Source organism: Massilia sp. Root351 (assembly GCF_001425045.1).
In the GTDB taxonomy this organism is placed as follows: domain Bacteria; phylum Pseudomonadota; class Gammaproteobacteria; order Burkholderiales; family Burkholderiaceae_D; genus Rugamonas.
On record NZ_LMDJ01000032.1, the window covers coordinates 49,941 to 69,404 of the forward strand.

Consider the following 19,464-nt stretch of genomic DNA (forward strand, 5'->3'; position numbering starts at 1 on the left):
GAGTCCTCCTAAATATGTGCATCATGCGCGTGTACCTGTTGACGCGGCTTCCCTTGCCATCCTATAGTTGCGGGATGATTTCAGAATTCCAAGAACTTTCCGACAAAATCGACCAGCTTGCCGAGATGAGCCTGGCGCTGCGCCGCGAGAATGCGGAGCTGCGCCATGCCAACGCCGCGCTGGCGGCGGACAATGCGGCTTGCCAGCGCCGCCTGGCGGAAGCGCACGCGCGCGTGTCGGCGCTGCTGGAAAAGATCCCTGCCATTGAAGGCGCCGCCGGCGCGGCCGCGGCCGCGCCGGTACCTGAGGACGTGCAATGATACATCTGGACGTAACCATCATGGGCCAGCCGTACCGCCTGGCGTGCAAGGAAGAAGAGGAGCGCGCGCTGCGCGAAGCGGCCAGCTTCCTCGACAAGAAAATGACGGCCATCCGCGACGCCGGCCGCGTCAAGGGCAACGACCGCATCGCCGTGATGGCGGCGCTGGGCATGGCGGCCGAATTCCTGTCCGCGCGCGCGCCGCAAGGCCCGTTGTCGGACATGTCGGTGCTGGACATGCAGGACAAGATGGCGGCCATGCACAAGGTGCTCGACAGCGCGCTGACGCCGCAAGAAAATCTGTTTTAACGAACAAAAGGCCTTTCCCTGGCGGCGATAGAGGAGTAAACTCCGTGTCACCCTGCAGTGTTCGCGGATGCCATATATTCCTTGAACCATTTGTATGCAACGGTCGCGGAAATTTGTTTGATGGGAGTGAGCGTCGCTAGCCCGATGAACCCGAAATTGAACTAACTGTGACCACCTGAGCCACCAGGTTCGGGATGCCGGCATAGCGGCACAGGCGGGGCTTCATTCCCCAAAGAGCGGTTGCTAGCACTTCGGTGCGCAGCCGCTTTTTTACGTCCCTAGCTTGCCTACCAAGGAGCGCCATGGCTTACTGGCTGATGAAGTCCGAACCGGACGAGATGAGCATTGACGACGTACTGGCGCGGCCGCAGTCCACGGTGCCGTGGTTCGGCGTGCGCAACTACCAGGCCCGCAACTTCATGCGCGACGGGATGAAGGTGGGCGACGGCGTGCTGTTCTACCATTCCAGCTGCCCGCAGCCGGGGATCGCCGGCATCGCCGAAGTGGCCAGCGCCGCCTATCCGGACGACACCCAGTTCGATCCCGGGAGCCACTACTACGATCCCAAGTCCAAGCCGGAAGAGCCGCGCTGGCAGATGGTGGACGTGAAGGCCGTGCGCAAGACGCGCCTGCTGCCGCTGGCCGAGCTGCGCGCCATCCCCGCGCTGGAGGACATGGTGCTGCTGCAAAAGGGCAGCCGCCTGTCCATCACGCCGGTCACCCCGGCGCAATGGAAAACCATCCTGGCCCTGCTCAAGTAAGCAAGGAAGCTAGGCCGGCGCCGGGGCGGTGGCGGAGATGTTGCGCTTGTAGGACCACAGCAGCAGCACGATGGCGCCGACGATCATCGGCAGCGACAGCATCTGGCCCGAAGAGATGGTGAAGCCGAGCAAGCTCACCTCGTAGTCCGGCGTGCGGAAGTACTCGGTGAAGAAGCGGGCGCAGCCGTACAGCAGGGTGTACATGGCGCCGACCGCCAGCCGCGGCCGCGCGTGGCGCGCGAACATCCACAGCATGATGAACACCAGCAGTCCGTCCACCAGCGCCTGGTAGATCGGCGACGGATGGCGCGGCATGGCGTCCACGTTGGGCCAGATCATGGCCCACGGCAGCGACGGGTCGGCATAGCGGCCCGGCAGCTCGGCGTTGATGAAGTTGCCGATGCGCCCGGCCGCGTAGCCCAGCGGCACCAGCGGCGCGATGAAGTCGTACACGTCCAGCACATTGCGCCCGGCCTTGCGCGCCCACAGCCACATGGCCAGCATCACGCCCAGGAAGCCGCCGTGGAAGGACATGCCGCCGCGCCACACGGCGAAAATCTCGAGCGGATTTTGCAGGAAGAAGTCGAAGCGGTAGAACAGCACCTCGCCCAGCCGTCCGCCCAGCACCACGCCCAGCATGCCGTAGAACAGCATGTCGTCCAGGTCCTTGTTCTGCCAGCCCAGCCTGGCGATGTGCGGCTGCTTGATGCGCACCCGGCCCAGCGCCACGAACAGCGCGAACGCCAGCACGTACATCAGCCCGTACCAATGGACTTTGACCGGGCCTAGCGAGAAGGCGATGGGATCGGGCAGCGGGTGTATCAGCATTGCGTGTTCTTTCTTAACAGGTCAAGGAAGCCTTGCAGCACCGGCGAGGGATTGTCGCGGCGCCAGGCCAGCCCGGTCTCCACCAGCGGTGTGGCGTCGAGCAGCGCGCGGTATTCTACTCCCGGGCGCTTCAGATTCGACACCGATTGTGGCACAAGTGCGAGCCCCATGCCAGCCGACACCAGGCTGACGATGGTCTGCATCTGGATCGCTTCCTGCCCGATCACGGGCGTGATGCCGGCCGCGCGGAACACGCCCAGCACCGCGTCGTACAGCGCCGGCGAGATGGCGCGCGGGAAGATGATCAAGGGCAGCGCCGGCAGCGCGCCCAGGGCCACCTTGCGCTTGCCGTGCAGCGCCGCCAGCCCGGCCGGCGCGGCCAGCACCAGCGGCTCCTTCAGCACCGGCAGGTAGTCGAGCTCGCCGCGCGCGCGCTCGGGCAGCGGCGGGATCAGCAGGCCGGCGTCGATGCGCCCCTGCAGCAGGTCTTCCAGCTGCAAGTCGGAGGTGGCTTCCTGCAGCGCGATCTGCACCTGGGGGAAAGCCGCGCGGTAGGCGCGCAGGAAGGGCGGCAGCACGCTGTAGTCGGCCGACGAGACGAAGGCCAGCGCCAAGCGTCCCACTTCGCCGGCGGCGGCGCGCTGCACCAGTTGCGGCAGTTCCTGCGCCTGCGCCAGCAGGCGGCGCGCTTCCGGCAGCAGGGCAATGCCGGCCGCCGTCAGCGCCACGCCGCGCCGGTTGCGCTCGAACAGGGCCGCGCCCAGCAGTTCCTCCAGCGCCTGGATCGCCTGCGACAGCGGCGGCTGCGTCATGTGCAGGCGCTGCGCGGCGCGGCCGAAATGCAGCTCCTCGGCCACGGCGGCGAAGTAGCGCAGCTGGCGCAATTCGAGGTTCATATGGAATCCTATGGTATTTCGTTGCTGTGATATGTGTAGCGTATCACAGGAGGCGGAATCTTATATTTGACACCGCAGTGCGGGCAAGGCACTCTGGCTGTCTATCATAGGAGTAGCTTAGGAGTCCGCCATGCCAGAATACCGTTCCCGCACCACCACCCACGGCCGCAACATGGCCGGCGCCCGCGCCCTGTGGCGCGCCACCGGCATGAAGGATGGCGATTTCGACAAGCCCATCATCGCCGTGGTCAATTCCTTCACCCAGTTCGTGCCCGGCCATGTGCACCTGAAAGACCTGGGCCAGCTGGTGGCGCGCGAAATCGAAGCGGCCGGCGGCGTGGCCAAGGAATTCAACACCATCGCAGTCGATGACGGCATCGCCATGGGCCATGGCGGCATGCTGTATTCGCTGCCGTCGCGCGACCTGATCGCCGACTCGGTCGAATACATGGTCAATGCGCACTGCGCCGACGCCATGGTCTGCATCTCCAACTGCGACAAGATCACCCCCGGCATGCTGATGGCCGCCATGCGCCTGAATATCCCGGTGGTGTTCGTCTCCGGCGGCCCGATGGAAGCGGGCAAGGTGGTCAAGGTGGTCAACGGCAGCCAGAAGATCATCAAGCTGGACCTGGTGGACGCCATGATCAAGGCCGGCGACAGCACCGTCTCGGACGCCGACGTGGCCGAGATCGAGCGTTCCGCCTGTCCTACCTGCGGTTCCTGCTCCGGCATGTTCACCGCCAATTCCATGAACTGCCTGACCGAGGCGCTGGGCCTGTCGCTGCCGGGCAACGGCACCATCCTGGCCACCCACTCGGACCGCAAGGAACTGTTCCTGAAAGCCGGCCGCCTGGTGGTGGAACTGGCCAGGCGCTACTACGAGCAGGACGACGCGTCGGTCCTGCCGCGCAACATCGCCACCAAGGCCGCGTTCGAGAACGCCATGGCGCTGGACGTCTCCATGGGCGGTTCCACCAACACCGTGCTGCACCTGCTGGCCGCCGCGCATGAGGCCGAAGTCGAATTCACCATGGCCGACATCGACCGCATCTCGCGCAAAGTGCCCTGCCTGTGCAAGGTGGCGCCGATGACGGACAAGTTCCACATCGAAGACGTGCACCGCGCCGGCGGCATCGTCTCCATCCTGGGCGAACTGGCGCGCGCCGGCCTGCTCGACACCTCGGTCTACAGCATCCACGCGCCCACGCTGGGCGACGCCATCGAGCGCAACGACATCAAGCGCAGCGACGACCCGGCCGTGCACCAGCTGTTCCGCGCCGCACCGGGCGGCGTGCCGACCCAGACCGCGTTCTCGCAGTCGGAGCGCTTCGCGTCGCTGGACCTGAACCGCGAAACCGGCTGCATCCGCGACAAGGCGCACGCCTATTCGCAGGACGGCGGCCTGGCTGTCCTGTACGGCAACCTGGCGGAAAAAGGCTGCATCGTGAAAACGGCCGGCGTGGACGAAAGCATCCTGACATTCAGCGGCAAGGCGCGCGTGTTCGAGAGCCAGGACGCGGCGGTGGAAGCCATCCTGGGCGACACCGTGCATGAAGGCGACGTCGTCATCATCCGCTACGAAGGTCCGAAGGGCGGCCCCGGCATGCAGGAGATGCTGTACCCGACCTCCTACATCAAGTCCAAGGGCCTGGGCAAAGCCTGCGCGCTGTTTACCGACGGCCGTTTCTCGGGCGGCTCGTCCGGCCTGGTGATCGGCCACGCCTCGCCGGAAGCGGCTGAAGGGGGCGCCATCGGCCTGGTGGAAGAAGGCGACATGATCGACATCGATATCCCGAACCGCAGCATCAACCTGCGCATCGACGCCGCCGAACTGGCCGCGCGCCGTGCCGCCATGGAAGCGAAGGGCGCCGAGGCCTGGCTGCCGGTCAACCGCGACCGCTACGTCTCGCAAGCGCTGCAGGCCTATGCCGCGCTGACCACCTCGGCCGACCGCGGCGCCGTGCGCGACCTGTCGCAGCTCAAACGCTAAGGAGCAGGGGGCGGGCCCGCCGGGCCTGACCCCTGTTGTTACTTCTTCTTGTCGAAACTCTGCTTCACGCGGTCCTTGCGGCGCTGCTCGTCGACGTTGTGGGCTTTGCGCTTGTCCAGGCCCAGCATCGGTTCCAGCACCTCGAACCAGGCGAAGGCGAACACCATCAGCCCGACGATCCACCACCAGGACACCTCGGCAAAGCGCCATACTTCGAAGTAGCGCAGCCCGCACAGGGCCAGTATCAGCAAAATCAGCGGCATGGGAATTCTCCTTTACATCATCTTACAAAAGAAACGCCTATACCGGGGCTGATATTGTGGGGACCGTCAACCCGGGCTATCATGCCAGCGTTGTGGAAAGGCGTTAGAATGAATGTAGTTACTATGGAGAAAACGATGAAACGATTTCTGATGTTGGGTATGGTGGCCGTGTCGGCTTTCGCAACGCAATCCGCAATGGCGAACGCTGACCTGGCCAAGGCCAAGAATTGCATGGCTTGCCACGCTGTAGCAAACAAGCTGGTCGGTCCAGCGTTCAAGGATGTGGCGGCGAAGTACGCCGGCCAGAAGGACGCCGAAGCCAAGCTGGCGACCAAGGTAGTCAAGGGCGGTTCCGGCGTGTGGGGCGCGATCCCGATGCCAGCCAATCCCCAGGTGAGCGAGGCGGAAGCCAAGACCCTGGTGAAATGGATACTGACCCAGAAATGATGTAACAAAAAAGGAGCCGAGGCTCCTTTTTTGTTGTTTGGCGCTGGCCTGGCCGCTCAGCGCACCACTTCGATCAGCTGGCGCTTGCCGTCCTTGTAGCCGTACAGGGTGAGCGCGCCGTTGTTGATATCGCCATACTTGTCGAAGCTGATCGGGCCGGTGATGCCCTGGTACTTGATCTTCGCCAGGAAGGGCAGGTACTTGGCCGGATCGGCCGATTTCGCCTCGGCCATCGCGGCCGTCATCGCCATCACGGCGTCGTAGGCGTACGGCGCGTAGATCTGCACTTCCGAGTTGTACTTGGCCTTGTAGCGCGCCGAGAACTCGTCCAGCGCCTTGCGCTGGTTGGGCTGGATGCCGCCCGCTTCGGCGCAGGTGACGATGCCGTCCGCGCCGCCCGACAGTTTCGGCAGCGCTTCGGTGCACACGCCGTCGCCGCCCATGAAGTGGGCCTTGATGCCGAGCGCCTTCATCTGGCGCAGCAGCGCGCCGGCAATGCCGTCCATGCCGCCGAAGAACACCAGGTCCGGGTTCTTGGCGCGGATCGACGTCAGGATGGCGGTGAAGTCGCTGGCGCGGTCGGTGGTAAATTCCTTGGCCACGATCTGCGCGCCCTTGGCGCCCTTGATGAATTCGCCGGCCACGCCCTGGCCGTAGGCGGTGCGGTCGTCGATCACGGCGATGCGCTTGGCGCCGATCTTCTGCACCGCGTAGCGGCCCAGCGTGCCGCCCAGCTTGTTGTCGTTGGCGACGATGCGGAAGGCGGTGTTGAAGCCCTGGCGCGTGTACACCGGGCTGGTGGCCGAGGCGGAAATCTGGGCGATGCCGGCGTCGTAGTAGATCTTGGAGGCGGGAATCGAGGTGCCGGAGTTCTGGTGGCCGATGATGCCGTTGATCTTGGCGTCCACCAGCTTCTGCGCGGCGGCCGTGCCCTGTTTCGGGTCGCCGGCGTCGTCTTCGGCCAGCAGCACGAACTTGACGGCCTTGCCGTTGATCTTGAAGCCTTTGGCGTTCAAATCCTCCACCGCCATGCGGGCGCCGTTTTCATCTTCCTTGCCCAGGTGGGCCGACGGGCCCGAAGTGGCCGCAACGTGGCCGATCTTGACCACTTCCTGGGCCGCTGCTACGACCGGCAGGCCGCCGGTGAATGCCAGCGCGAGCGCCGCAGCGATGTACTTTGTTTGCATTGTGCTTTCCTTAAAATGAAAAAAGGCCGTCCAGCGCTGGACGGCCTGTAGCAATTATCGCCGATTTATCGCCGATTATTCAGGACAAAATTCGGGGGAAAGCTTACTTGATGACTTCCGTTTTGGTTTTTACGCCATTTTTGTAGGTGAACAAGGTCAGCGAACCATCCTTGATGTCGCCCTTCGAATCGAAGGTGATCAGGCCGGTCACGCCCTGGTACTTGATGTTGGCCAGGTAAGGCAGGTATTTTGCCGGGTCGGCCGATTTGGCGTCCATCATGGCCTGCGCCATCAGCATCACCGAGTCGTACACATAGGGCGCGTACAGCTGGACTTCCTGGTTGTATTTCTTCTTGTAGCGGGCGCGGAAGTCGTCCATGTTCTTCTGCAGTTCCGGACCGACCCCGCCGGCTTCGGCGCAGGTGACCACGCTTTCCGGCGCGTTGTCGCCGGACAGCCGCGGCAGCGCGTCGGTGCACAGGCCGTCGCCGCCCATGTACTTGGCGTTGATGCCCAGCGCCTTCATCTGGCGCAGCAGCGGGCCGCCCACCGAGTCCATGCCGCCGAAGAACACCAGGTCCGGATTCTTGGCCTTGATGGAGGTCAGGATGGCGTTGAAGTCGGTGGCCTTGTCGTTGGTGAATTCCTTGGCGACGATCTGCACGCCGGGCTTGGCCTTGGTCGCGCCTTTAACGAACTCGTCCTTCACGCCCTGGCCGTAGGCGGTGCGGTCGTCGATCACGGCGATCTTCTTGGCGCCCAGCTTGTTCACGGCGTAGGCGCCCAGCGTGCCGCCCAGCTTGGCGTCGTTGGCGACGATGCGGAAGGTGGTCTTGAAGCCCTGCTGGGTGTATTTGGTCTGGGTGGTGGCTGGCGACACCTGCGGAATGCCGGCGTCCGAGTAGATCTTGGAAGCGGGGATGGAGGTGCCGGAGTTCAGGTGGCCGACCACGCCGTTGACGTGGGCGTCGACCAGCTTCTGCGCCACCGTGGTGCCTTGCTTCGGATCGCTGGCGTCGTCTTCGGCCTGCAGCACGAACTTCACCGGCTTGCCGTTGATCTGCGGGTTCTTTGCGTTCAAGTCCTCGATCGCCATGCGGGCGCCGTTTTCATTGTCCTTGCCGAGGTGGGAAGAGGGGCCGGAGACTGGGCCGACGTGGCCGATCTTGATAATTTCCTGTGCGCCTGCGCTGCCTGCGAAAGCCATAGCGATGGCAAATGGAATCAACTTGGTGTTGAACTGCATGAACATTCTCCGATGGATTAGTAACGGCGGCGTCTCATGAACGCCACTTCTGGTTCTGCTGCACGAGAAGGTACAACAAATTATCCGCTACGCAAAGCAGGAAGCAATGGTTTTGTGCAATTTGGCTAAATTGATACTAATCGGCGCGGCGCGCGATTATTTTTTTTGCGCCTGCAGGTGCGTCAATTCCTGCGCCACGGCGCGGGTGACGATCTTCGACAGCGTGTCGTGCAGGCCGCTGCGGATTTCGGCGGTCAGGCCGCGCAGCGCGCTGCCCAGCACTTCCTCCATGCTGTCCTTGATGCGCTGCTCCAGCACGAAGTCCACGCGCGACTGCAGTTGCTGCAGGACGCGCTCGCACAGCTGGCGTTCGAGCGCCTGCCATTCACCGCCTTGCGGCTGCGGCTGTGGCGCGACCTGCACTGCCGGCGCTTCGGCCGGCGCCGGCTGGTCGTCCAGCACTTCGGTCAGGACGGGAATGGAGGCATCGAAAGGGCGGACGAGGCTCATGATTTATTGGCGACGAAGTGGGTGGGCTGGTATTCCTGCTGTTTGTACGACACGTAGCGCCGGCGGCCCGCCGCCGCGTCCGTTTCCTCCGATGAGACGACCTCGATCACGCGCTGGAAGCGCGGGAAGCTGGCCGGCGTGCGGCGCGACAGGTTGACCAGCAGGTCGCTGTGCGGCAACTCCGCATCGTCGCTGCAGGCCAGCACGATGGGCGTTTCCGGCGCAAGCGGGTCGTTGCTGAGCACGTGCGGCAGGAAGTCGATGCCCGAAAAACTCCACAACGCCTCGTCAAGATCGGCCAACTGCTCCATATCGTCCGTCATCAGGACGATGCGGTTGCGCGCGGCGTATGCCTTGCGCACCAGGCGGCAAGCGTAGGCGATCTTGTCGGGAACGTTGGTGTGGAAATCGATACGGGTCATGGCTGGACTGGCAATACGAATGTCGGTCCAGCATTTTAACCGTAGCGGGAGTTTAGAAACGGAAATCCGGCGCTGCGTTGATCGGCGGCAAACGTCGTTCGCGTTGTGCTTGCTCGGCGGCGGCTTTTGCGGCAGCCAGTGCGCGCTCCTGGGCGGACGGGGCGGGCGGAGGCGCCGCCGGCGCGGGGGCCGGGTTGCCGTAGCCGGCCGGCAGCATGGCCTGCGCCGGGTAGCCGGCCTCGGACAGCAGCGTGGTCCAGGTGTCCGCTTCGAAGCCGATCTGCTTGCCGCGCCCGATCAGCAGCAGCGGCAGCTGGCCCGCGCTGCCGGCACGTTTCAGCGCCGCGTGGTCCTCCACGCTATTGACGGTTTTTTCAGTGTAGGGAATGCCGCGCGCCTGCAGCAGGGTGCGGCCCTGGTCGCAGCCGGCGCAGTTGACCGTGGTGTATAGCGTGACGGGACGGCTTTGCACGGCGGCCGCCAGTTCCGCCGGCAGGGCCGGCTGGCTGGCGGCGGTGCTGAAGGCTTTCAGCGGCACCGCGTTGGCCGGCGGCGGCGTGTCGGTGTAGTGCGTGACGCCCCTGGCGTCCTTCCACTTGTACATCTGCGCGCTGGCCGTGCCTGCGCACGCCAGCAACGCCCATGCCGCCAACCTCGCCAATATCTTGAACCGCGCCTGCATGCCGTTCTCCCTGTTCAGCCCTATGCCGCTATGCCGCCATGCCGCTGTGGCGCAGCAGCGCGTCGATGCTCGGTTCGCGGCCGCGGAAGGCCGTGAACGATTCCAGCGCCGGGCGGGAGCCGCCCACCGACAGGATTTCGCGCAGGTAGCGCTTGCCGGTTTCGGACACCGCGTCCTGGCCCAGCGCCTGCGCTTCTTCGAAGGCCGCGTAGGCGTCGGCGGACAAGACCTCTGCCCACTTATAGCTATAGTAGCCGGCCGCGTAGCCGCCGGCAAAGATGTGGCCGAAGGAATTCTGGAAGCGGTTGAACGCCGGCGGGATCACGATGGCGAAGCGCGCGCGCACCTCGTCGATCACCTGTTGCACGGACTTGCCGCCGTCGGGCTGGAAATCGTAGTGCAAATGCATGTCCAGCAGCGAGAATTCGACTTGGCGCAGGGTCTGCATGCCGGACTGGAAATTCTTGGCGGCCAGCATCTTGTCGTACAGCGCGCGCGGCAGCGCTTGGCCGGTGCTCACGTGGGCCGTCATGTGGCTCAGCACTTCCCATTCCCAGCAGAAGTTTTCCATGAACTGCGACGGCAGTTCCACCGCGTCCCATTCCACGCCGGCGATGCCGGATACGCCCAGCTCGTTGACCTGCGTCAGCATGTGGTGCAAGCCGTGGCCGAACTCGTGGAACAGCGTGATCACTTCGTCGTGCGTAAACAGCGATGGCTGTACCGTGCCGTCGATCACGGCAGGTTCGGTGAAGTTACAGGTCAGATAGGCGACCGGCGTTTGCAGCTGGCCGTTCGCGCCCAGGCGGCGGCCGCGCGCGTCGTCCATCCACGCGCCGCCGCTCTTGCCGGCGCGCGCGTACAGGTCGAGGTAGAACTGGCCCACCAGCTTGCCGTCGCGCTCGATGCGGTAGAAGCGCACGTCCTTGTGCCAGGCCGGCGCGTCGTCCGGCGCGATGGTGACGGAGAACAGCGAGGAAATCAGGCGGAACAGCCCGTCGACCACTTTGTGCTCGGGGAAGTACTGCTTCACTTCCTGGGCCGAGAAGGCGTAGCGCGCTTCCTGCAGTTTTTCCGACGCGTAGGGGATGTCCCAGGCTTGCAGCTGGCCGATGCCCAGCTCGTCTTTCGCGTAGGTGCTCAGCTCGGCGAAGTCCTGCTCGGCGTACGGCCGCGCGCGGCGCGCCAGGTCTTCCAGGAAGGCGATCACCTGCTCGGGGTCTTTCGCCATCTTCGGCACCAGCGACACTTCGGCGAAGTTCTTGTAGCCCAGCAGCTTGGCTTCCTCGTCGCGCAGCTTGAGCAGGGTGACGATGTTTTGCGTGTTGTCCCAGTCCTCGCGCTTGCTGAACGCGTCGCCCAGCTCGGAAGCCTTGGTGGCGTTGGCGCGGTAGACGGTTTCGCGCAGTTCGCGCTTGTCGGCGAATTGCAGGATCGGGTAGTAGGAAGGGAAATGCAGCGAGAACATCCAGCCGGCCTTGCCTTCTTTTTCGGCCAGCGCCTTGGCGGCCTGCTTCACATCGTCCGGCAGGCCGGCCAGGTCGGCTTCGTTCTCGACCGTCAATTTATAGTCGTTGGTGGCGTCCAGCACGTTTTCCGAGAAGCGCGTCGAGACCGCCGCGTGTTCTTCCTGGATGGCGGCGAAGCGCTCCTTCTGTTCGGCCGGCAGTTCCGCGCCGCCCATGCGGAAGTCGCGGATGGCGTTGTCGATGATGCGCTTGCGGGCCGGGTCCAGCGCCTCGAACGCGGCGCTGGCGCGCAGCGCCTTGTACTTGGCGAACAGCGCCTCGTTTTGCGCCACGGCGGTGCCGAACTCGGTCATCTTCGGCTGGTTTTCGTTGTAGGCCGCGCGCAGCTCGGGCGTGTCGACCACATTGTTCAGATGGCTGACCACGCCCCACGCACGGCCCAGCAGCTCCGACGAGTCTTCCAGCGGCGCCACGAAGTTGTCCCACGTTACCTCGTCGGTCGGCGCTTCCAGCGACGCGACCACGGCGTAGCTTTTTTCCAGCAGGTGGTCGATGGCCGGCGTGACGTGCTCGGCCTGGATGGCGTCGAAGCGGGGCAGGCCGGTGAAATCCAGCAGGGGGTTGTTCAGTGCGTCAGTAGTCATAGTCCGTCCAATGTGGCCTAAAAAGCCTTGATTATTTGCGCTCGGCCGACTCGATGGTGTTCATCAACAGCATGGTGATGGTCATCGGGCCCACGCCGCCAGGTACCGGCGTGATGTGCGAAGCCACTTCCTTGATGTTGGCGAAATCCACGTCGCCGCACAGTTTGCCCGCGTCGTCGCGGTTCATGCCCACGTCGATCACGATGGCGCCCGGCTTCACCATATCAGCGGTGAGCGTGTTGCGGCGTCCGACTGCGGCCACCACCACGTCGGCCTGGCGGGTGTACAGACCCAGGTCCGGGGTGGCACTGTGGCAGATGGTGACGGTGGCGTTCGCTTGCAAGAGCAGCAGGGCCATCGGCTTGCCGACCGTGTTGCTGCGGCCGATCACGACAGCGTGCTTGCCGCGCAGGTCCACGCCGGTGGACTCGATCAGCTTCATGCAGCCGTACGGCGTGCAGGGGCGGAAGCCTTCCAGGCCGGTCATCAGCTCGCCGGCGCTGAGCACCGAGTAGCCGTCCACGTCTTTCGCAGTGGCGATGGCTTCGATCACCTTGTGCGGGTTGATGTGCTTGGGCAGCGGCATCTGCACCAGGATGCCGTGGATGGCCGGGTCTTCGTTCAGCGCTGCAATGCGCGCCAGCAGGGCCGCTTCGCTCAGGTCGGCCTCGTACTTCTCCAGCACCGAATGGAAACCGACATCGCCGCAGGCTTTTACCTTGTTGCGCACGTAGACCTGCGAGGCCGGGTCTTCGCCGACCAGGATCACGGCCAGGCCGGGCTGTTTGCCCTGGGCGGTGAGTTTGGCGGCGCGTTCCGCGATTTCAGCGCGCAGTTTTTGGGAGAGGGCGATACCGTCGATCAGTTGAGCAGACATGATTTTGGAGAGGTGGGAAGGAAAACCAGAATTATAAGGCCGGAGCGTCCCGGCGGCCCTGCCGCGGGAGCCGGAATCTAGGTGTATCCCATAATATGAAACGTTTTATCGTAATTTGAAAAATCAGGAAATCGCTGTTAGAATCTTCACACTAATCCGAAGTCTTAGTAAATAATCACGACGCACCGTCCGATAGCGATCCGGGCATTCACACTAGGAGACTCACCGCATGGCACCTCAACTTGACCAGGTCACGGCACTCACGGCCAACGATTCTGATAAGCAAGAAACCAAAGAATGGCTGGAGGCGCTACAAGCCGTCCTGGAAAATGAAGGCCCGGACCGCGCGCACTATCTGATGGAACGTTTGATCGACCTGGCCCGCCAAAGCGGCTCGGACATCCCGTTCTCGGCCAACACCGCCTACGTCAACACCATCCCCGCCCACCTCGAGCAGCACTGCCCGGGCAACCTGGAATACGAAGAGAAGCTGCGTTCGTGGATGCGCTGGAACGCCATGGCCATGGTGGTCAAGGCCAACCGCGTGGACGGCGACCTCGGTGGCCACCTGTCCTCGTTTGCTTCGCTGGCCAACATGCTGGGCATCGGCTTCAACCACTTCTGGAAAGCGCCGAGCGACACCCACGGCGGCGACCTGCTGTACATCCAGGGCCACTCCTCGCCCGGCGTGTACGCCCGCGCCTTCCTGGAAGGCCGCCTGACCGAAGAACAACTGACCCATTACCGCCGCGAAGTCGACGGCAAGGGTCTGTCGTCGTATCCGCACCCGAAACTGATGCCGAACTTCTGGCAGTTCCCGACCGTCTCCATGGGCCTGGGCCCGCTGATGGCGATCTACCAGGCGCGCTTCCTGAAGTACCTGCACGCCCGCTCGATCGCCGACACCACCGGCCGCAAGGTCTGGGCCTTCTGCGGCGACGGCGAGATGGACGAACCGGAATCGCTGGGCGCCATCGGCATGGCCGCACGCGAGAAGCTGGACAACCTGGTCATCGTGGTCAACTGCAACCTGCAGCGCCTGGACGGCCCGGTGCGCGGCAACGGCAAGATCATCCAGGAACTGGAGGCCGACTTCCGCGGCGCCGGCTGGAACGTGGTCAAAGTCATCTGGGGTCCGGGCTGGGATGCCCTGCTGAAGCAGGACAAGGAAGGCATCCTGCAAAAAGTCATGATGGAAACCATCGACGGCGAATACCAGAACTACAAGGCCAAGGACGGCGCCTACGTGCGCAAGCACTTCTTCGGCAAGCATCCGAAGCTGCTGGAAATGGTCGCCAACATGACCGACGACGACATCTGGCGCCTGACCCGCGGCGGCCACGATCCGCACAAGATCTACGCCGCCTTCAAGGTCGCCCAGGAACACCAGGGCCAGCCTACCGTCCTGCTGGTGAAAACCATCAAGGGCTTCGGCATGGGCAAGCACGGCGAAGCGCGCAACACCGCGCACAACACCAAGAAGCTGACCGACGAAGCCGTGCGCGAAATGCGCGACCGCTACTCGATCCCGATCCCGGACGACCAGCTGGCCGACATCCCGTTCTACAAGCCGGCCGACGACGCGCCTGAAATCAAGTACCTGCACGAGCGCCGCGCCGCGCTGGGCGGCTACCTGCCGCAGCGCCGCATGCAGGCGGACGAGAAGCTGACCGTGCCGCCGCTGTCCGCGTTCCAGAACGTGCTGGACGCGACCGCCGAAGGCCGCGAAGTATCGAGCACCCAGACCTTCGTGCGTATCCTGACCACGCTGCTGAAGGACCCGAGCATCGGTTCGCGCGTTGTGCCTATCCTGGTCGACGAGTCGCGCACCTTCGGTATGGAAGGCCTGTTCCGCCAGGTCGGCATCTTCAACCAGCAAGGCCAGTTGTACGAGCCGGTCGATAAAGACCAGGTGATGTACTACCGCGAAGACAAGGCCGGCCAGATCCTGCAAGAGGGTATCAACGAAGCCGGCGGCATGAGCTCGTGGATCGCCGCGGCGACCTCGTACTCGACCAACAACCGCGTGATGATCCCGTTCTACACGTACTACTCGATGTTCGGCATGCAGCGTATCGGCGACCTGGTATGGGCTGCCGCCGACATGCGCGCCCGTGGCTTCCTGATGGGCGGCACCGCCGGCCGCACCACGCTGAACGGCGAGGGCCTGCAGCACGAAGACGGCCATAGCCACCTGTTCGCAGCCGCTGTGCCGAACTGCATGCCGTACGATCCGACCTTCGGCCACGAAGTGGCAGTGATCGTCCAGGATGGCCTGCGCCGCATGGTGGAGAACCAGGAGGATGTGTTCTACTACATCACCATCATGAACGAGAACTATCCGCACCCAGGCATCAAGCCGGGCCAGGAAGAGGGCATCCTGAAGGGCATGTATCTGCTGCAGGAAGGCGACAAGTCGCTCAAGCAGCGCGTGCAGCTGATCGGCTCCGGCACCATCCTGCGCGAATCGCTGTTCGCACAAGAGCTGCTGAAGAACGACTGGAACATCGCCGCCGACGTGTGGTCCGCTCCGTCGCTGACCCTGGTGGCGCGCGATGGCCAGGACGCCGAACGCTGGAACCTGGTCAACCCGACCAAGGAACCGCGCGTGCCGTACGTGGCCAACCTGCTGAAGGACACCACCGGTCCTATCGTGGCGACCACCGACTACATGCGTGCCTTTGCTGAGCAGATCCGCGCCTTCATCCCGAAAGACCGCACCTACCGCGTGCTGGGCACCGACGGCTTCGGCCGCTCGGACACCCGCGCCGCGCTGCGCGAGTTCTTCGAAGTGAACCGTTACTACATCACGGTCGCTGCGCTGAAATCGCTGGCTGAAGAAGGCAAGATCGAGGCTTCCGTGGTTGAGCAGGCAGTCGTCAAGTACGGCCTGAACCCGAACAAGCCAAATCCGGTGACCCAATAAATAGAATACGGAGCAAACGCTATGAGCATTGTGGAAGTTAAAGTCCCGGATATCGGCGATTTCAAGGAAGTTGAAATCATCGAGCTGATGATCAAAGTCGGCGACACCATCAAAGTAGACCAGTCGCTGATCACCGTTGAATCGGACAAGGCCAGCATGGAGATTCCTTCGAGCGCCGCCGGCGTGGTCAAGGAAATCAAGGTCAAGGTAGGCGACAAGGTTGCCGAAGGTTCGCTGCTGCTGTTGCTGGAAGCTGATGGCGCAGCCGCCGCTCCTGCCGCCGCACCGGCCGCCGCCCCTGCCGCTGTTGCTGCCCCGGCAGCGCCTGCCGCCGCTGCTCCGGCTCCGGCTGCCGCTGCGCCGGCCGCCTCGGCTGGTCCGGTCGAAGTCAAAGTGCCGGACATCGGCGACTTCAAGGAAGTGGAAGTCATCGAAGTGATGGTCAAGGTTGGCGACACCATCAAGGTGGACCAGTCGCTGCTGACCGTTGAATCGGACAAGGCCAGCATGGAGATTCCGTCGTCTCATGCCGGCGTGGTCAAGGAAGTCAAAGTCAAGCTGGGCGACAAGGTTGCCATGGGTACGGTTGTGCTGGTGGTGGAGGCTTCGGGCGGCGCTGCCGCTGCTGCACCGGCCGCTGCACCTGCCGCCGCTGCACCGGCTGCTGCCTCGACGCCGGCACCGGCCGCTGCGCCGGCACCAGCCGCAGCCGCAGCCGCTCCGGCCGCATCGCAAGGCTCGGTCACCACTGGCAAGCTGGCGCACGCATCGCCATCGATCCGCAAGTTCGCCCGTGAACTGGGCGTGGACCTGGGCAAAGTGCCTGGCAGCGGTCCGAAAGGCCGCATCACCCAGCAGGACGTGCAGAACTTCGTCAAGGGCGTGATGGCCGGTACCGTGGCAGCGCCTGCCGGCGCCGCATCGCCAGCCTCCTCGGGCGGCGGCAACTTCAACGTGCTGGCATGGCCGTCGCTGGACTTCAGCAAGTTCGGCGAAACCGAACTGCTGCCACTGTCGCGCATCAAGAAGATCTCCGGTCCCAACCTGCACCGCAACTGGGTCCAGATCCCGCACGTCACGCAATTCGACGACGCGGACATCACCGACCTGGAAGCATTCCGCGTCGAGACCAACAACGCCAACGCCAAGAACAAGGATGCCGCCAAGCTGACCATGCTGGCCTTCGTGATCAAGGCATCGGTCGCCGCGCTGAAGAAGTTCCCGACCTTCAATGCCTCGCTGGACGCAAACGGCGAAAACCTGATCCTGAAGAAGTACTACAACATCGGTTTCGCTGCCGATACGCCGAATGGCCTGGTGGTACCGGTTGTGAAGAACGCCGACCAGAAGTCCGTTTCGCAGATCGCCCGCGAAATGACCGAACTGTCGCTGCAAGCGCGCGAAGGCAAGCTGAAGCCGACCGACATGCAAGGCGCCACCTTCACCATTTCCTCGCTGGGCGGCATTGGCGGCACGCATTTCACGCCTATCGTGAACGCACCGGAAGTGGCCATCCTGGGCCTGTCCAAAGCGTCGATCAAGCCTGTGTGGGACGGCAAAGCCTTCCAGCCGCGCCTGATGATGGGTACGTCGCTGTCCTACGACCACCGCGTGGTCGACGGCGCGATGGGGGCCCGCTTCTCCGTGTACCTGAGCGAAGTGCTCGGCGACATGCGCAAAATTCTGCTGTAAGGAGCGACCATGAGCACAGTGGAAGTCAAAGTCCCCAACATCGGCGACTTCGCCGAAGTTGAAGTGATTGAAGTGATGGTCAAGGTCGGCGATACGATCAAGGTCGACCAGTCGCTGATCACCGTCGAATCGGACAAGGCCAGCATGGAAGTGCCTTCGTCGCACGCCGGCGTGGTCAAGGAACTGAAGGTCAAGCTCGGCGACAAAGTGAAGGAAGGCGTTGTGCTGCTGGTGGTTGAGGAAGCCGCCGGCGCAGCCGCCGCAGCCGCACCTGCTGCTGCGCCTGCGGCCGCAGCTCAGGCACCGGCCGCCGCAGCGGCTCCGGCTGCTGCCGCACCGGCCGCACCGGTCGCCGCCCCAGCCGGTGGCAGCTATGCCGGCCAGGTCGACATCGACTGCGACATGATGGTGCTGGGCGGCGGTCCTGGCGGCTACTCGGCTGCCTTCCGCGCTGCGGACCTGGGCATGAACACGGTGATCGTCGAGCGTTACGAAACGCTGGGCGGCGTGTGCCTGAACGTGGGCTGCATCCCGTCGAAAGCGCTGCTGCACGTGGCTTCCGTGATCGACGAAACCGCGCACATGTCCAAGACCGGCGTCACCTTCGCCAAGCCGACCATCGACATCGACCAGGTGCGCGCCTACAAAGAAGGCGTCATCAAGAACATGACCGGCGGCCTGGCCGGCATGGCCAAAGCCCGCAAGACGCAAGTCGTTACCGGTGTCGGCCAGTTCCTGAGCGCGAACCACATCGAAGTCACCGCCAAGGACGGCAGCAAGAAGGTTGTCCAGTTCAAGCAAGCCATCATCGCCGCCGGTTCGGCGGTTGTGAAGCTGCCGTTCGTGCCTGAAGATCCGCGCATCGTCGATTCGACCGGCGCGCTGGAACTGCGCCAGATCCCGAAACGCATGCTGGTCATCGGCGGCGGCATCATCGGCCTGGAAATGGCCACCGTCTACTCCACCTTCGGCGCGCGCATCGACGTGGTCGAAATGATGGATGGCTTGATGCAAGGCGCCGACCGCGACGCGGTCAAGGTCTGGCAGAAGTTCAACGAGAAGCGCTTCGACAACATCATGACCAAGACCAAGACGGTCGCGGTCGAGGCCCTGCCGGAAGGCATCAAGGTCACCTTCGAAGCAGCGGAAGCCGGCGCCACCGCGCCAGCCCCGCAGGTCTACGACATGGTGCTGGTGGCCGTTGGCCGCAGCCCGAACGGCAAGAAGATCGCCGCCGACAAAGCCGGCGTGATCGTCACCGACCGCGGCTTCATCAACGTCGACAGCCAGATGCGCACCAACGTGCCCAACATCTTCGCCATCGGCGACCTGGTGGGCCAGCCGATGCTGGCGCACAAGGCGGTGCATGAAGGCCACGTTGCGGCAGAAGCGGCGGCAGGCCAGAAGTCGCACTTCGACGTGAAGGTGATTCCATCGGTGGCCTACACCGATCCGGAAGTGGCATGGGCCGGCATCACCGAAGACGAAGCGAAAGCCAAGGGCATCAAGGTCGAGAAGGGCCACTTCCCTTGGGCAGCGAGCGGCCGCGCCGTGGCCAATGGCCGCGCCGAAGGCTTCACCAAGCTGCTGTTCGACGCTGAAACGCACCGCATCATCGGCGGCACCATCGTCGGCACGCACGCCGGCGACATGATCGGCGAAATCGCGCTGGCCATCGAAATGGGCTGCGACGGCACCGACATCGGCAAGACGATCCACCCGCACCCGACCCTGGGCGAGTCGATCGGCATGGCCGCCGAAGTGTACGAAGGCGTCTGCACCGATCTGCCGCCACCGCGCAAGCGCTAAGCAGCAAACAAAAAACCCGCCACGGCGGGTTTTTTTACACCCGCGACGCGCCTGTCCGGCTCATCGAAAGCCGGCAACCGAATCGTTTGCGTGAGCGCGAATTATTTTCGTCACGCGGGGATTCTTCCTGTATTTGGCGCTTAGCTGCTCAAGTTGTTTTTGCGCAGTCTGGCAGTGCTTGACG

Annotated in this window: 18 protein-coding genes and 1 other RNA gene; 9 read left to right on the plus strand and 10 right to left on the minus strand. The window is 63.8% G+C overall.

The genetic code is table 11. The features are described from left to right. The first annotated feature begins 23 nt into the window (after window positions 1-23). The 4 genes from ASD15_RS23105 to ASD15_RS23115 all read left to right on the plus strand — a co-directional run bounded on the left by ASD15_RS23105 (window position 24) and on the right by ASD15_RS23115 (window position 1,389). Complete coding sequence (locus tag ASD15_RS23105; RefSeq protein WP_307188301.1) at window positions 24-320, plus strand: hypothetical protein; 297 nt, start codon at window positions 24-26, stop codon at window positions 318-320. After that, on the plus strand, window positions 317-628 hold the full coding sequence (locus ASD15_RS23110) for a cell division protein ZapA (protein WP_057157393.1): 312 nt from the start codon (window positions 317-319) through the stop codon (window positions 626-628). The genes ASD15_RS23105 and ASD15_RS23110 overlap by 4 nt, the downstream gene beginning before the upstream one ends. Window positions 629-674: 46 nt before the next feature. Beyond that, a non-coding RNA gene (gene ssrS / locus ASD15_RS31965) (6S RNA) lies at window positions 675-853 on the plus strand. 77 nt (window positions 854-930) lie between these two features. Further along, the gene (locus tag ASD15_RS23115) at window positions 931-1,389 is read left to right on the plus strand and encodes an EVE domain-containing protein (RefSeq protein ID WP_057157394.1); all 459 of its coding nucleotides are present in this window, start codon (window positions 931-933) and stop codon (window positions 1,387-1,389) included. A gap of 9 nt (window positions 1,390-1,398) precedes the next feature. Here the strand turns inward: ASD15_RS23115 and lgt are convergent, their stop codons facing one another. Then, window positions 1,399-2,217 carry a prolipoprotein diacylglyceryl transferase gene (gene lgt / locus ASD15_RS23120; RefSeq protein WP_057157395.1) on the minus strand — a complete coding sequence of 273 codons (819 nt, stop codon included), beginning with the start codon at window positions 2,215-2,217 and terminating at the stop codon, window positions 1,399-1,401. Continuing rightward, a complete protein-coding gene (locus ASD15_RS23125; protein WP_057157396.1) occupies window positions 2,211-3,113 on the minus strand; it encodes a LysR family transcriptional regulator in 903 nt (300 codons plus the stop codon). The genes lgt and ASD15_RS23125 overlap by 7 nt, the downstream gene beginning before the upstream one ends. 130 nt (window positions 3,114-3,243) lie before the next feature. Here ASD15_RS23125 and ilvD point away from each other — a divergent pair, with 130 nt between their 5' ends. Then, on the plus strand, window positions 3,244-5,106 hold the full coding sequence (ilvD, locus tag ASD15_RS23130; RefSeq protein ID WP_057157397.1) for a dihydroxy-acid dehydratase: 1,863 nt from the start codon (window positions 3,244-3,246) through the stop codon (window positions 5,104-5,106). A gap of 38 nt (window positions 5,107-5,144) precedes the next feature. Here ilvD and ASD15_RS23135 read toward each other — a convergent pair whose 3' ends face one another. Then, window positions 5,145-5,369 carry a TIGR04438 family Trp-rich protein gene (locus tag ASD15_RS23135; protein ID WP_057157398.1) on the minus strand — a complete coding sequence of 75 codons (225 nt, stop codon included), beginning with the start codon at window positions 5,367-5,369 and terminating at the stop codon, window positions 5,145-5,147. A gap of 135 nt (window positions 5,370-5,504) precedes the next feature. Here ASD15_RS23135 and ASD15_RS23140 point away from each other — a divergent pair, with 135 nt between their 5' ends. Beyond that, window positions 5,505-5,816: a c-type cytochrome gene (locus tag ASD15_RS23140; protein WP_057157728.1), complete on the plus strand. Its 312-nt coding sequence runs from the start codon at window positions 5,505-5,507 to the stop codon at window positions 5,814-5,816. A gap of 56 nt (window positions 5,817-5,872) precedes the next feature. Here the strand turns inward: ASD15_RS23140 and ASD15_RS23145 are convergent, their stop codons facing one another. From ASD15_RS23145 to folD, 7 genes are all read right to left on the minus strand, one after another. Further along, a complete protein-coding gene (locus ASD15_RS23145; RefSeq protein WP_057157399.1) occupies window positions 5,873-7,003 on the minus strand; it encodes a branched-chain amino acid ABC transporter substrate-binding protein in 1,131 nt (376 codons plus the stop codon). A gap of 103 nt (window positions 7,004-7,106) precedes the next feature. Then, entirely contained in the window at window positions 7,107-8,249 is a 1,143-nt protein-coding gene (locus ASD15_RS23150; protein WP_057157729.1) for a branched-chain amino acid ABC transporter substrate-binding protein, read from the minus strand. Window positions 8,250-8,405: 156 nt separating this feature from the next. Further along, entirely contained in the window at window positions 8,406-8,759 is a 354-nt protein-coding gene (locus ASD15_RS23155) for a hypothetical protein (protein WP_057157400.1), read from the minus strand. Further along, complete coding sequence (locus tag ASD15_RS23160) at window positions 8,756-9,181, minus strand: DNA polymerase III subunit chi (protein ID WP_057157401.1); 426 nt, start codon at window positions 9,179-9,181, stop codon at window positions 8,756-8,758. Before ASD15_RS23160 ends, ASD15_RS23155 begins: the two co-directional genes overlap by 4 nt. A gap of 52 nt (window positions 9,182-9,233) precedes the next feature. Further along, the gene (locus tag ASD15_RS23165; RefSeq protein WP_057157402.1) at window positions 9,234-9,863 is read right to left on the minus strand and encodes a glutaredoxin family protein; all 630 of its coding nucleotides are present in this window, start codon (window positions 9,861-9,863) and stop codon (window positions 9,234-9,236) included. 28 nt (window positions 9,864-9,891) lie between these two features. Next, a complete protein-coding gene (locus tag ASD15_RS23170) occupies window positions 9,892-11,976 on the minus strand; it encodes a M3 family metallopeptidase (protein WP_057157403.1) in 2,085 nt (694 codons plus the stop codon). 31 nt (window positions 11,977-12,007) lie between these two features. Continuing rightward, on the minus strand, window positions 12,008-12,853 hold the full coding sequence (folD, locus tag ASD15_RS23175) for a bifunctional methylenetetrahydrofolate dehydrogenase/methenyltetrahydrofolate cyclohydrolase FolD (RefSeq protein WP_057157404.1): 846 nt from the start codon (window positions 12,851-12,853) through the stop codon (window positions 12,008-12,010). 229 nt (window positions 12,854-13,082) lie between these two features. Here folD and aceE point away from each other — a divergent pair, with 229 nt between their 5' ends. The 3 genes from aceE to lpdA are packed head-to-tail and all read left to right on the plus strand — an operon-like array spanning window position 13,083 to window position 19,280. After that, the gene (aceE, locus tag ASD15_RS23180) at window positions 13,083-15,779 is read left to right on the plus strand and encodes a pyruvate dehydrogenase (acetyl-transferring), homodimeric type (protein WP_057157405.1); all 2,697 of its coding nucleotides are present in this window, start codon (window positions 13,083-13,085) and stop codon (window positions 15,777-15,779) included. 21 nt (window positions 15,780-15,800) lie between these two features. Further along, window positions 15,801-17,471, plus strand: a complete 1,671-nt coding sequence (aceF, locus tag ASD15_RS23185; RefSeq protein WP_057157406.1) for a dihydrolipoyllysine-residue acetyltransferase — start codon at window positions 15,801-15,803, stop codon at window positions 17,469-17,471. A 9-nt stretch (window positions 17,472-17,480) separates the two neighbouring features. After that, the gene (lpdA, locus tag ASD15_RS23190; RefSeq protein ID WP_057157407.1) at window positions 17,481-19,280 is read left to right on the plus strand and encodes a dihydrolipoyl dehydrogenase; all 1,800 of its coding nucleotides are present in this window, start codon (window positions 17,481-17,483) and stop codon (window positions 19,278-19,280) included. Window positions 19,281-19,464 lie beyond the last annotated feature (184 nt).